This is a genomic window from Granulicella aggregans (assembly GCF_014203275.1).
Taxonomy (GTDB): Bacteria; Acidobacteriota; Terriglobia; order Terriglobales; family Acidobacteriaceae; genus Edaphobacter.
Window position 1 is genome coordinate 1073554 of sequence record NZ_JACHIP010000001.1, and the last position, 13777, is coordinate 1087330.

The 13777-nt window shown below is 56.9% G+C and carries 10 protein-coding genes and 1 tRNA gene; 9 read left to right on the forward strand and 2 right to left on the reverse strand.

The window, feature by feature from the left end:
• Positions 1-255: 255 nt before the first annotated feature.
• The 6 genes from HDF16_RS04590 to HDF16_RS04615 are packed head-to-tail and all read left to right on the forward strand — an operon-like array spanning position 256 to position 6502.
• Positions 256-1119 (forward strand): STAS domain-containing protein, encoded by an 864-nt coding sequence (locus HDF16_RS04590; protein ID WP_184213920.1) that lies wholly within the window; start codon positions 256-258, stop codon positions 1117-1119.
• Between the two features lie 2 nt (positions 1120-1121).
• The gene (locus tag HDF16_RS04595) at positions 1122-1517 is read left to right on the forward strand and encodes an STAS domain-containing protein (protein ID WP_184213921.1); all 396 of its coding nucleotides are present in this window, start codon (positions 1122-1124) and stop codon (positions 1515-1517) included.
• Complete coding sequence (locus tag HDF16_RS04600; protein WP_184213922.1) at positions 1501-1902, forward strand: anti-sigma regulatory factor; 402 nt, start codon at positions 1501-1503, stop codon at positions 1900-1902. Before HDF16_RS04595 ends, HDF16_RS04600 begins: the two co-directional genes overlap by 17 nt.
• A gap of 7 nt (positions 1903-1909) precedes the next feature.
• A complete protein-coding gene (locus HDF16_RS04605) occupies positions 1910-2914 on the forward strand; it encodes an ATP-binding SpoIIE family protein phosphatase (protein WP_184213923.1) in 1005 nt (334 codons plus the stop codon).
• Positions 2911-5043: an ATP-binding protein gene (locus tag HDF16_RS04610; protein WP_184213924.1), complete on the forward strand. Its 2133-nt coding sequence runs from the start codon at positions 2911-2913 to the stop codon at positions 5041-5043. Before HDF16_RS04605 ends, HDF16_RS04610 begins: the two co-directional genes overlap by 4 nt.
• Positions 5036-6502 (forward strand): ATP-binding response regulator, encoded by a 1467-nt coding sequence (locus tag HDF16_RS04615; RefSeq protein WP_184213925.1) that lies wholly within the window; start codon positions 5036-5038, stop codon positions 6500-6502. The genes HDF16_RS04610 and HDF16_RS04615 overlap by 8 nt, the downstream gene beginning before the upstream one ends.
• Before the next feature lie 21 nt (positions 6503-6523).
• On the opposite strand, the gene HDF16_RS04620 is transcribed toward HDF16_RS04615, so the two are convergent.
• Positions 6524-8008, reverse strand: coding sequence for an efflux transporter outer membrane subunit (locus HDF16_RS04620; RefSeq protein ID WP_184213926.1), 1485 nt, complete (start codon positions 8006-8008; stop codon positions 6524-6526).
• A gap of 65 nt (positions 8009-8073) precedes the next feature.
• On the opposite strand from HDF16_RS04620, the gene HDF16_RS04625 reads away from it, so the two are divergent.
• The 3 genes from HDF16_RS04625 (at position 8074) to HDF16_RS04635 (ending at position 13018) form a co-directional block, all read left to right on the forward strand.
• A complete protein-coding gene (locus tag HDF16_RS04625) occupies positions 8074-8703 on the forward strand; it encodes a TetR/AcrR family transcriptional regulator (protein ID WP_184213927.1) in 630 nt (209 codons plus the stop codon).
• Between the two features lie 86 nt (positions 8704-8789).
• The gene (locus HDF16_RS04630) at positions 8790-9881 is read left to right on the forward strand and encodes an efflux RND transporter periplasmic adaptor subunit (RefSeq protein WP_184213928.1); all 1092 of its coding nucleotides are present in this window, start codon (positions 8790-8792) and stop codon (positions 9879-9881) included.
• A complete protein-coding gene (locus HDF16_RS04635) occupies positions 9878-13018 on the forward strand; it encodes an efflux RND transporter permease subunit (protein WP_184213929.1) in 3141 nt (1046 codons plus the stop codon). The genes HDF16_RS04630 and HDF16_RS04635 overlap by 4 nt, the downstream gene beginning before the upstream one ends.
• A 461-nt stretch (positions 13019-13479) precedes the next feature.
• Here HDF16_RS04635 and HDF16_RS04640 read toward each other — a convergent pair.
• A tRNA-Ser gene (locus HDF16_RS04640) sits at positions 13480-13572 on the reverse strand.
• Positions 13573-13777: the final 205 nt, after the last annotated feature.

Here is a 13777-nt window from a genome sequence, read left to right on the forward strand (position 1 = left end):
ACTCCTCTCCATGAATGAAGAGATTTGTCGTAGGTTTCACGAAGTGGACCTGCATAAGCGAAGATGTCAGGGCGAACACGATCTGGCGGCTATTCCAGCCGGCACCTCGCGATTAACGGACAGTACAACCGGTGCGCATCGTTTACCGGCTAGCCCGCAACTTCTTATGCGTCTCAAGCGACAGAGTTTCGCTCTGGGTCGGCAGGGGATGCGATAGAATCAGGTGCCTGTAAAGCTAGGGCGAGGCGACTTAAAATGAGTGCATTCCAGCAAGTGATTAAGGCCAACGAGACCGCCATTCTTTCAGGGTGGCTCAGCGAGATGGCTACAAGTACACGTCGCACCGACCTCATGGGCGACACTGAAATCAGGCAGCAGGCGACCGAGCTGCTGCGTCTCTTTACCGAGGCCTCACAGACGAGTTCGGATGTCCAGTCGGCGGCATTCGCCTCTACGAAGGAATTTCTCAAGGATGTAGCGAAGTCGCGGATGGATCAGGGATTTACCCCTGCCGAAACCGCGCTCTTCGTGCTTTCGATGAAGCAGCCCGTGTTTAACGCATTGCGGGACGCCATGAAGTCCAACCCGTCCGAGTTGGTCACAGAAATATGGGCGGCGGGGAACCTGCTGGACAAACTATCCATGCTGACCGTCACGAACGCGATTGGCTTCAGGGAACTGACGATTCAGCGTCAACAAGAGGAGATGCTGGAGCTCTCAACGCCTGTGGTGAAGCTCTGGGATGGAATCCTCGCGCTCCCGTTGATTGGGACCCTGGACAGCGCGCGGACCCAGGTCGTGATGGAGTCTCTCTTGACGGCAATTGTCGACACGAATAGCCAGGTCGCCATTATTGATATCACCGGCGTGCCTACGGTCGACACTCTGGTCGCACAGCATCTCATCAAGACCATCACCGCCGCGCGGCTGATGGGAGCGGATTGTTATTTGAGCGGCATACGTCCGGCGATTGCACAGACCATCGTGCACCTGGGTATCGACCTGACCGATATTCAGACGAAAGCGAAGCTCTCGGACGCCTTTGCATTGGCTCTGCAGCGCTCGGGTAAGACGGTCGTCTCGACAAAGGGAAGCGCTCCTAAGCCAAAGGAACTCTAAGTATGGATCGGATACCTATTCTCAAGGTCGGAGACTGCCTTCTGGTCACGATCCAGGTGGACATGCATGACGAGCTGGCTATGTCGCTGCAGGAAGACCTGACATCCCAGATTGCCAGATATGGTTCTCGCGGCGTCCTGATCGATATCTCCTCACTGGAGATTGTCGACTCATTCATCGGGCGAATGCTCGCGAACATTGCGGCGATGTCCAGGGTGCTCGACGCGCAGACAGTTCTCACGGGGATGCAACCAGCCGTGGCGATTACATTGGTTGAACTCGGAATGGCGCTTCCAGGGATCAAGACCGCCCTGAACGTCGAGCGCGGGATGCAGCTTCTACAGGAGTACATGGACGAGGGACCGGAGCCCGAAGAGACTGATGGCTCTGAAGCGTGAGACATATCGTATCGACGTCTCGAACGATGTGGTTCGAGTGCGTCAGGTGGCAAGGTCCTGGGCCGCTGAACTGAAGTTCAGCTTGGTCGACCAGACGAAGTTCGTCACCGCAACGAGTGAACTGGCTCGCAACACGCTGGAACACGGCGGCGGTGGCACGATGACCGCTGAAATCGTCGAAAATGGGACAAAGAAGGGGATCAGGCTGATCTTCGACGACCAGGGGCCGGGCATCGCCAACATCGAGCTCGCGCTTCGGGACGGCTATACGTCTGCCGGTGGAATGGGGCTTGGACTCAGTGGCAGCAAGCGGCTTGTGAATGAATTCGAAATCAATAGCGAGCCGGGGCGGGGTACAACCGTAACGATCATTCGCTGGAAGTAGTGGACCTTTGCGGCGACAACAGAAATCGATCCTGATCACGGATCGCAGCTCCATCGGAGAGGCTCGGAGAACCGCAAACCTGGCTGCGCAGGAGCTTGGTTTTGACGAGGAGCGACGCAGCGATATCGGCATCACGGTCACGGAAGTCGCAACGAACATCCTGCTGCACGCCCAGGGTGGAGAACTCTTGATATGTCCCTTCACCAAGAAGGAGACGAACTGGCTCGACATTCTCGGGATGGATTCGGGGCCGGGTATTTCAGACATCGGACGAGCGATGGAAGATGGGTACTCCACTGTCGGCACCGCAGGACAAGGACTTGGCGCGGTCAACCGCCTCTCCGATCAATCCTCGCTCTACTCGATACCTGGCAAGGGTACGGTTCAATGGAGCCGTTTTCTGCGTGGAACCGTGCCGGAACAGGTGCTTGGCATTGTGAGCATTCCGGTTCATGGCGAGACTCAATGCGGAGACGGCTTCTTCACCGAGGCCGGAAGCTCACAATCGCTCTACATGATGGTTGACGGCCTGGGGCACGGCGCTGGGGCGGCGGAGGCCGCAGAGGAGGCCATCGCAACCGTGCGGCGCTTTTCTCGCGAACCCGTCCTTGATATCATCTCGCGATCGCATGATGCTCTCAAGAAGACCAGGGGCGCAGCAATGTCTCTTGCCGTGGTGGACCACGATCGACTGGTTGTTACCTATGCCGGGGTTGGGAATATCGGAGCATCTCTCATCACGGGCACAAATTCCAGAAGCCTCGTTTCACAAAATGGCACCCTGGGTGCCATCATGCCGCGGGTCCCCCAGGAATACAGCTATCCAATCGAGCGGACTACGACCTTGTTGATGTTTTCAGATGGACTCGGCACGAAGACGAGCCTCGCCGCCTATCCTGGACTGCAAAACCGAAATCCTGCTCTTATCGCAGGAGTGCTTTATCGGGACTTCGCCAGAAAGAGGGACGACGCAACGGTATTGCTGGCACCGATTGGAGGAACGCTCCAATGAATCACGAGCTTCACAGCCTGATGCTCGCCAACGAACGGGATGTCGTCAGCGCCCGGCAACGAGCACGTTTGATCGCTGAAACTCTGGGGTTCGATCATCATGACCAGATAAGGATTGCGACTGCCGTCTCCGAGATCGCACGGAATGCATTCCGCTATGCCCGTGGCGGCGCGGTCTCCTTCACCGTGGATCAGACGAGTCTCCTGTTCTTGATATCGGTCACCGATCAAGGGGGAGGCATTCCTCACCTTGACGAGGTTCTGGGCGGCTCCTATCGCTCGAAGACCGGCATGGGGATGGGGCTTCTGGGAACAAAGCGTCTTATGGACGCCTTCTCAATCGAAACCACGCGGCACGGAACCAAGGTACAGTTCGGAAAGCTTATTCCCCACGCCGGTGAAGCGATCGATGCCGCAACTCTTCAGCGAGTCTCGGCCGAGTTGAAGAGACAACATCCAGCGACTCCAATCGACGAACTCCAAACACAGAATCGCGAACTTCTCCGTACCCTCAACGAACTACGCGAACGCAAAGAGGAACTGGTCCAGCTAAACAGCGAGTTGCAGGACACCAACCGGGGTGTGGTCGCTCTCTATGCCGAACTGGACGAGCGCGCAGACTATCTGCGGCGGGCTTCAGAATTAAAAAGCAGCTTCCTTTCGAACATGTCGCATGAGTTTCGTACCCCTCTGAATTCCATGCTCGCACTGACTCGCATGCTGTTGGATCGCATGGATGGCGAACTTAGTTCCGAGCAGGACCAACAGATCCGGTTCATCCAGAAGTCGGCCCATGAGTTGTCGGAGATGGTGGATGATCTTCTCGATCTGGCAAAGGTGGAAGCCGGTCGCCTGGAAGTGAAGCCCAAGAGCTTCGATGCTGCCGATCTCTTTGGCGCTCTTCGTGGAATGCTCAAACCGCTGCTCGCCGACAGCTCCTTGAGTTTGATCTTCGAAGTTCCGGAGGAACTGCCTGCACTGTTTACAGACGAGCAGAAGGTCTCGCAGATCTTGCGCAACTTCATCTCCAATGCGATCAAATTTACTCCGCGCGGAGAGGTGCGCGTCACGGCTCAAAGGATCGACACAAGTGTCGAATTCTGCGTTGCCGACACAGGGATTGGCATCTCTGAATCTGACCTGCAGGTCATCTTCGAGGAGTTCGCGCAGATCGAAAGCAGCATGCAGCGAAGAGTTAAAGGCACGGGCCTGGGACTCCCTCTCTCTCGGAAGCTGGCGGAGCTGCTGGGAGGCACTGTAGAAGTTCGAAGTGTCGTGGGCCAGGGATCGACCTTCATACTCAAGGTTCCTTCGAATTACCGGGGCAGCGCGCCGCCCGTCGAAATAGAACTGCCGGAGATAGACCCGGCTAAACAATTCGTTTTAATCGTTGAAGATAATTCCGAGACGGCATTCATCTATGCTCGGTACCTTTCGGCTGCGGGATTTCAAACATACTCGGTTTCCTCCGTCGACCAGGCTCAGAGACTGATATCGAAGATCCGTCCGGCTGCGGTCGTTCTGGATTTGCTTTTACGAGCAGAAACATCGTGGAATTTCTTGCAGGAGTTGAAAAATAAGTCTAATTCGATACCAGTTCTGGTAATGAGCGTCTCGGATGACGAACGAAAGATCTATGGACTCGGAGCTGATGCCTACCTCGCCAAGCCATTTCACCCCGACCAGATGATCGCTGCGGTGCGAAAGATCACATCGATGACGAATCGACCGCGGATTCTGATGATCGACGACAACGAGGTTTCGCGTTATCTGCTGCGCGGGGAGATCTCCGATTCTCAATATGAGGTATTTGAAGCAAGGGATGGTCGCGAAGGCCTGCAAATGGCCCACGAGCTTAGACCTAGTATCATCTTCCTGGACTTCTATATGCCGGGCTTAAATGGTTTGGAAGTGCTCAAGGATCTGAGGAATTCGCCGGATATCGCTGAGACTCCCGTGGTTCTGCATTCCACCAAAGTTCTTGATGGCAGCGAGTTGGACTTCTTCAGAGGGAATACGATCGCAATCTTCCCGAAGCAGAATCTAACTCTGCCGGATGCAGGCATAAGAGTCAGGGAACTAATGAATACACTAGCTGCGCACACGAAGAAGGACGATCGTGATGCCTGAACCTATGTCGCCTCGAAAGATCCTGATCATCGATGACCAGGAACAGACCCGCTATATCTTTCGGCATATATTGACCCGGGCAGGCTATTCCATCGCGGAAGCGGAGAATGGCACGCAGGGATTGGCGATGGCGATGTCTCTTCCCGACCTCATTATCTCTGACGTAAATCTACCCGATATGCTGGGCTACGATGTCTGCCGCCGTCTAAGGTCGAACCCCTTAACCGCGAGCATCCCGGTGCTGCAAATCTCCGCTTCGTTTGTTTCTGATGAGAGCAAAGTTCAAGCACTGGAGGGAGGCGCGGATTCCTACCTGACGCAACCCGTTGAGCCTACGGTGCTTCTTGCGCAGGTCAGCGCGCTTCTTCGCTTGCGTCGGGCGGAGACGCTATCGAATCTATCTTCGCGGCAGTGGCAAACCACCTTTGACGGACTTAGCGATGGCCTTGCGCTCGTCGACTCAGAGGGCAAGATCCTGAGAGCAAATCGTACTTTTCTGGAATCGCTCGTCCTGACTGCATCGGAGGTGGAGGGAATTCCTCTTGCTTCGGTCTTCGAGTCGAGATTCGAACAACGTTTCAGCGATTTCCTGGAAGAAGGAACTGGAGGGAGATCCGTAGAGGTCTCCTGGAACTCACGGTGGTTCAGGGCCCGCTTCGACAACATAGAATCCGACCCACAGAGCAGTAACGGTGCAGTCTTTCTCGTGACGGAGATCACCGATCATAAGAAGCTCTTAGAGACGATAAAGATGAGTGAGCGCCTGGCAGCGACCGGACGGCTTGCCCACGTCATCGCTCATGAGATCAATAATCCGCTTGAAGCAATGTCCAATCTTCTTTTCCTGTCGATAGAAGGTACGCCTGCGGGGAGTGATGTTCACGGCTATCTGACGCAGGCGGCGACAGAGCTCGTTCGAATCAGCGAGATCACCAAGCAGATCCTTGCCTATCATCGCGAATCAAAAAATCAGGTGTTTGCAAACACTGGAGATCTGCTTGACGGAACCCTGGCGATGTTTCGCTCGCAGATGCTCAGCAACAAGATTGAAGTCGTCTCAGTCATACACTGCAATCGCCCTCTCAAGGTCTATCCCGGTGAGATTCGCCAGGTGTTCGGCAACCTCATCTCGAATGCTGTAGATGCCATGCGGGGTGTAGGTGGACGTTTGATTGCACGGTGCGTGGAGTCGTCCGACCAGCGCACAGGTGCGAAAGGCGTGCGATTCCTCTTCAGCGATTCCGGTCCAGGAATTCCGCATCTTATCGTTTCAAAAATCTTCCATGCTTTTTACACCACCAAGGAAACAAACGGATCCGGAATTGGTCTTTGGCTGAGCGCGGAGGTCGTTAAGAAACACGGTGGGACGATTCGTGTCCGTACGAGAACAGACGGTCCGTACCGGGGCACCCTCATCGAGGTGTTTATCCCGGACACGGATGGAAAGAGGATGGCTTAGGGCTGCGAGGACCTGCCTCCGCTACAGCCTCCAGCCGCCTCCCAGTGCTCTGAACGAACTGACGGCAGCGCGTGCAGCAGACTCCCGGGTTGAAGCGAGATCGTCCTTCGCAATGAGCAGCTGACGATCGGCGTCGAGCACATCTGTAAGCGGAATGACGCCGGCTTTGTAGGACTGTTCCGAAAGATCCTTCACTCGTTGAAGAGAAGAAATTTCATGAGAAACTTCACGGCTCCGCAACTCGGATTGGGCCAATGCGCTGAACGCGTCCTCGACATCTTCAGTGGCCCGCAAGACGGACTTACGGTACTGCACCAGAGCTTCGGCGTTTGCTCCCCGTGCCTGCTTCACTTCAGCGTCCACTCGCCCAAAGTCGAACAGTCGCCAACGTAAACCAGCTACCGCGGAAGGCTGAAAGGCCCGCGCGCGGAACAAGTCCCCAGGGCTGATCGCCTGATTTCCGAGGAGCGCTGAAAGAGAGATCTTCGGGTAATACTCGGCGATAGATTCCCCTATTCGGGCATTCGAGGCTGCAACTCTCCGCTCTGCGGCGATGATATCCGGGCGGCGGCGAAGCAGTTCGGAGGCGTCCAAAGCGTTTGCGATGCCTGGGATAACAGGGATATCGGTGGTCGTACTCAACTCCGCAGCGTACGTGCCGGGCTGCGCCCCCATCAGCACATCGAGCCGGTTCAACTGAGCTTCAAGAATAATGTTCAGTGTAGGCACGGTAGCCTTCGCCTGCGAGAGAAGCGCCTCCGCCTGTGCGAGTTCGCGATCGGAGGCTACGCCTGCACCCTTACGCTGAGCGACGAGCTTGAGAAGGTGCTCATCGGTAGCAATCTGGTCCTCTGCAACCGCGAGTCTGACCTGGGCCCCACGGATCTGCATATAGGCATCGGCGGCTTCGGCGACTACAGACACTCGAGTCCCCAGACGCTCCGCTTCGGCAGCCTGCATCTCTGCATTTGCAGCCTCTGCACCTCGTCTCAGACTTCCGAAGATGTCGGCCTCCCAGGTCGCTCCCACGCCCAGGTCAAGGTAGCTCTGATTGCGGTCGTATCCCGGGGATGCTGAAGCGTACCGCGCGAACGGGCTATCCAGGGATTGGCGAAACGAGTTGCTGTCTCCCTGGAGATTGACATTAGGCAAGCGCTTCGCCCCAGCCTGCCTCGCCACGGCTCGTGCCTGCTCGACGCGCGCTACCGATGCGGCGAGATCGAGGTTCTGTGCGAGAGCGCGTTCGACGATCCTGGTCAAAGCAGGGTCGTTGAACCCCGTCCACCACGTATCGAGCACTGGAGCCGCAGGAGCATCCGTGCGTCCCTGGATCTCCGGAGCGTTGTGGTACGGCTGCAGTTTGACAACCGGCTGCTTGTACCTTGGCCCTACCGCACATCCAACCGTGAGAAGCGTGGTTGCCGCTAAGATCGCCGCCAGGATGGTGGCGAGGAGTTTGGTTGCGCGGCCGTTGTTCGACGAGAGCGATTGGTTCGATCCATTCATGGCAAGTTATGAATAACGTAAATCGTAACCTTGTGTCAAGTCGCTCGATCGTTTAGCATCGGGGTATGGAGCAGGAAACGATCATCGAAGCTGGTGGAGCACCCGGGCAAAGAGGGCCAATCGATCACAAACGCCGGCAGCAGATTCTTCAAGCCGCCGACGAGCACTTTCGCCTCTACGGCTACCGGAAGACTACCCTCGCCGACATCGCGAAGGCCATCAATTTGTCCACTCCCTACCTGTACAAGTTCTTCGATTCCAAACAGGCTCTGGGCGAAGCGATCTGTTCGCAATGCCTGAACCGGGCGCTGGCGGAGGTCGAAGAGCTGGTGGCTGCCGTAAAGTCCCCAGTTGATAAATTGCGCCGCGTATTTACAGGTTTAGAGAGCAAGGGCTGGGGCTTCCTCAACGACGAGAGAAAGATTCACGACATGGTGCTGGTCTCCTTCGAGGAGCGCTGGGGGTCCCTGGCTCGATTTAAGGATGCCCGCTTTCAGCTCATCCGCAGGATCATCGTCCAGGGCCGGGAGTCCGGTGACTTTGAGCGTAAGACCCCCTTGGAAGAAACCTGCGGGGCGATCTCCAACATGACAGATCTGTTCTTTCATCCCATGCTTTTGGAGCAGGCCGGCAAGAGCCTCGAAGACGAAGCCCTCGCTGTGGCAAATGTTGCGATTCGTTCCCTCACCGCATGAATTTGACCGTGAGATAAAGTTACGAGTTGACAATTTCGTCACTCGTATTTAGTTTCAATTCCAGTTGCTTTCTGGAGTGGAACCAAATGTCGATTCGGAAATCCCTAAACACGCTCGTCGCTCTCATCCCCCTGGCTTCTCTTCTCGCGGGTTGCAAGTCTCACATCGAAGCCGACCCACGAACTCAGCCCGAGCTGGTTCGCATCATCTCTGTCGGCGGCGCGAAGGCCGGCGAACATTCGTTTACCGGTGTCGTGACCGCTCGCGTTCAGAGCGACCTCGGCTTTCGCGTCCCGGGCAAGGTGACGAAACGCTTCGTCGATGTCGGGCAGACGGTCCGCTCCGGCCAGCCGCTAATGCGTATCGACGTGACCGACTTCGCACATGCCATCACAACGCAGACGCAGAATGTGGAAGCTGCGAAGGCCAAGGCGCAACAGGCGGCAGCCGATGAAGCACGCTATCGCGGTCTTGTAAGCACCGGAGCGGTCTCGGCGTCGACCTACGACCAGTTCAAAGCAAACTCTGATGCGGCGCAGGCACAGCTCGCAGCCGTAGAGGCCCAGGCGCAGGTAGCGAAGGACGAAGGAGACTACTCCCTCCTCGTCGCCGACTCCGACGGAACTGTCGTCGAGACACTCGCAGAGCCGGGGCAGGTTGTCGCCGCCGGACAGACCGTCATCAAGCTGGCCCATGCCGGTCCACGCGAAGCTGCCATCAACCTGCCTGAGACGATTCGCCCGGCGCTGGGCTCGATCGTCCGCGCAATCGTCTACGGCAAGACCGATAGTGTTGACGCTCGTCTCCGTCAGCTCTCGGATGCCGCGGACCCGATGACGCGCACCTTTGAAGCTCGATACGTTCTCGGTGGCGTTGAAGCGAAAGCTCCGTTGGGCGCAACGGTCACGATTCAACTTCCCGGACTTGCGGGATCGGATGCGATGACAGTGCCCATTGCTGCAATCACCGACCGTGGCAAGGGACCCGGTGTATGGGCCTTGAATGAGAAAGCCTCAACGGTCTCATTTCAGCCAGTCAAAATCGCGCGCTTAGGAGATGAGGATGCGACTCTCTCCGACGGCGTACATCCGGGAGATCAGATCGTCGCCCTCGGGGCACATCTCCTCAGCGAAGGCCAGCAGGTTCGTGTGGCCGAAGAGAAGGCGGCGATCCGATGAGCGAATTTCAGATTCAAAAGCCCCACTTTGAAAAAGAGCAGGCGGCCTCGCACGGTATCAACCTCTCCGCGCTTGCGATCCGTGAACGGTCCGTCACACTCTTCTTTCTCCTCGCGGTGATTCTCGCTGGCACGCTGGCCTACTTCAAGTTGGGACGTGCTGAAGACCCGCACTTTACGGTCAAGGTCTTCACCGTCGTGGCGGCGTGGCCGGGCGCAACTGCCGAAGAGATGCAGGACCTGGTCGCTGAACCTTTAGAGAAGCGGATGCAGGAACTCACGTACTACGACCATGTGGAAACATTCACAAGGCCGGGTCTCGCATTCCTGACCATCACGCTCAAAGACTTCACTCCTCCCAAGGCTGTTCCGGACGAGTTCTATCAGGGGCGAAAGAAGATTCAGGATGAGGCTTCGCGGCTTCCGCAGGGAGTGCTGCCTCCGATCCTGAATGACGAATATTCAGACGTTGCGTTTGCCATCTACTCGCTGGAGGCACCGGGGCTACCTCCTCGGCTGCTGACCCGAGAGGCTGAGACCTTGCGTCAGGATCTCTTGCACGTCCCCGGAGTGATGAAGGTCAACCTCTTCGGAGAGCGCCCTGAGAGAATCTTCGTGCAGTTCTCTTATGAGCGGCTATCAACGCTTGGGATCAGTGCGCGCGATATCTTCGACGCTCTCGTCAGGCAGAATGCAGTGACGCCAGCCGGCTCCATCGACACCCAGAATCAGCAGGTGTACATCCGGCTCGACGGTGCGCTTAACGATCTCGAAAAGATTCGCGATACTCCCATCACCAGTGGAGGCCGAACATTCAAGCTCTCCGATATCGCTGACGTTCAGCGTGGTTACGAAGACCCCGCGAGCTTCCTGGTCCGGCACAACGGCGAGCCGGCCATGATGTTGAACGTCGTCATGCGCGATGGCTTCAACGGTCTGGAACTCGGCAAGTCTTTGGAAGCGGAACAGAAGAAGATTCAGGCGAACCTGCCAACCGGGATGGCACTCTCAAAGGTGACGGACCAGTCTGCGGTCATCCTCGAATCGGTCGGAGAGTTCCAGCTTAAGTTCTTCGTGGCCCTCATGGTCGTTATGATCGTCAGCCTTATCAGCCTTGGCTGGCGAGTCGGTATTGTTGTTGCCGCAGCTGTTCCCATCACGCTCTCCGCGACCCTTGTCGTCATGCTGGCCACCGGAAAAGATCTTGACCGCGTCACGCTGGGCGCCCTGATTCTTTCGCTAGGCCTGCTCGTCGACGACGCGATCATCTCGATTGAAACCATGGTCGTGAAGATGGAAGAAGGTTGGGACAGAGTCAAAGCGGGAGCCTACGCATGGAGCCACACAGCCGCACCGATGCTTGCGGGGACGCTGGTAACCATTATCGGTCTGATGCCCGTCGGCTTCGCGGCGTCGAGCGCCGGAGAGTACGCAGGCAACATCTTCTGGATCGTCTGCATTGCGCTGCTGCTTTCCTGGATCGTCGCGGTCACGTTCACACCGTATCTGGGAGTGAAGCTCCTGCCGAACATTCAGGCGCTGGAGGGAGGTTACGCAGCGATCTATGAGACGGCCGGCTATCGGAAGCTGCGTCGTGTGATCGTCTGGTCTGTCGAGCATAAGTTTCCGGTCGCCGGTGCCGTGGTACTTATATTCTTCGCGTCGGTATTTGGGATGGGCTTCGTAAAGCAGCAGTTCTTCCCGAGTTCTGACCGCCCGGAGGTGCTGGTAGATGTTGTGCTCCCGCAAGGCGCGACGATCGAGCAGACGCAGGCCACGGTCGTCCGAATCGAGAAATGGGTGCGGGCGCAGCCCGAGGCGAAGATCGTTAGCTCTTATGTCGGCGGCGGTGCTCCCCGCTTCTGGCTGGCCTACAATCCGGAGCTGCCGAACCCTAACTTCGCAAAGATGATGATCCTCACTCCCAATGCAAAGGAGAGGGACAAGTTGATGGTCCGCCTCCGCCAGGAGGTCGCAAGCGGGCTCGCTCCAGAGGCGCGTGTTCGTGCTGTGAGCTTTGTGTTTGGTCCTTACTCTCCGTATCCCGTAGCGTTTCGCGTCATGGGACCTGACCCGAATGTGGTCCGCACCATCGCCGATCAGGTGTTGGCGAAGATGCAGGCGAATCCCCATGTTCGTCAGGCCAATGAAGACTGGAATGAGCGGGCCCCCTCCGTGCGCTTCATCCTCGATCAGGATCGACTTCGTCTCCTCGGCCTCTCATCGAACGATGCCGGTCAGCAGATTCAATTCCTGACGACCGGCTTTACCGTGACCCAGGTGCGCGAGAACATTCGCACCGTCGATGTAGTGGCGCGGACCTCGGGACCGAATCGCCTCGATCCCACCAAGTTGCTCAACATGACGTTGAGAAGCAGTGACGGCAAACTGGTGCCACTGAGCCAGGTGGGCAACGTAGAGATTCAGGAGGAAGATCCGATCCTCAAGCGCCGCGATCGTACGCCGACCATTACCGTCCAAAGCGACCATGACGAGGAGGTACAGCCGCCGCAGGTATCAGCGGAGGTGATGAAATCGCTCCAGCCCATCATCGCCAAATTGCCTCCGGATTACAGGATCGAAGTTGGCGCCAACACCGAAGAATCGTTGAAAGCCAACGTCGCGCTCGCCAAGATATTTCCCATCATGCTTGTCTGCATGCTGGTCGTCATCATCATTCAGGTTAGGTCCTTATCCGCATTGGCCATGACGATTCTCACAGCTCCGCTGGGACTTGCCGGTGTTGTCCCAACGCTTCTGCTCTTTCATGTACCGTTCGGCTTCAACGCAATCCTAGGGTTGATTGCTCTTGCCGGAATACTGATGCGCAACACGCTCATTCTGATCGGCCAGATCAAGACGAACAAGGAAGAAGGACTCGATGATTTTCACGCAGTGGTCGAGGCGACGGTACAAAGGTCACGTCCCGTTATCCTCACAGCACTCGCTGCCGTGCTTGCATTCATCCCTTTGACCTACTCGGTGTTTTGGGGCTCGCTCGCATACACGCTGATCGGTGGAACCGCAGTTGGCACCGTGCTGACGCTGGTCTTCCTGCCTGCGCTCTACACCATCTGGTTCCGAGTAAAGCCGACGGTTCGAGAGCCGGCACAACAGGCGGAGTTGCTTGTGCATTGAGTAGGCGAAGGCGTCCTATCGGGGATTCGCCAAACCTTATGGCGGTTCCCCGAGATGCCTTCACACTTACTGAGCTGAAGAGACTCTTGCAATCGCTAATGTTCGCGGCTTGCATCCCGGGGGGAAGTCTTGATTTCGCCCGGAAAAATAGTTCGCCACCCTTTGCACTCCGGAAGAATACTCCTCTTCTGTATGCCGACCCGTCTCAGTGGTTGAGCGCCGGAGATGGGCGGAGGGAATACGAGACCGGTCGCGTCGAAACGCTCTCGAAGATCGGCACCGCTTACGGCCGCGAACGGAGATCTTCGCGCCTCACCGTGACGGAGAGGCACCTGCGACAGGTCTTCCCCAGGTGCTACATAACTTTCCCCGAAGCCATGCACCGCGCAAAAACATGCGGAATGTCGGGCGGGATCGGCGAAAGTTTCGCTTTGATTTAGAGATATCCCTGCGGGACTGTCTGGCGGAGAGTGGGGGATTCGAACCCCCGATAGAACTTTTGGTCCTATAACGGTTTAGCAAACCGCCGCCTTCAGCCACTCGGCCAACTCTCCGGCTTTGATACCAGCGCTGCGGGCGCAACGTTGTGCTGACGTGATTATAGCGTGGCGGGGTCCACTTCGCTTCGCCTTTTTAAGGCTTCAGCTGAAATCAGCGGTTGAAGAAACCAGCGTGGTCGATGGCGCGGAGCAGTCGACTGGATCCGGACAAACACCTGATGGCCACCGGAACGGGTGGTCCCAGCTCTCGGATATTGAT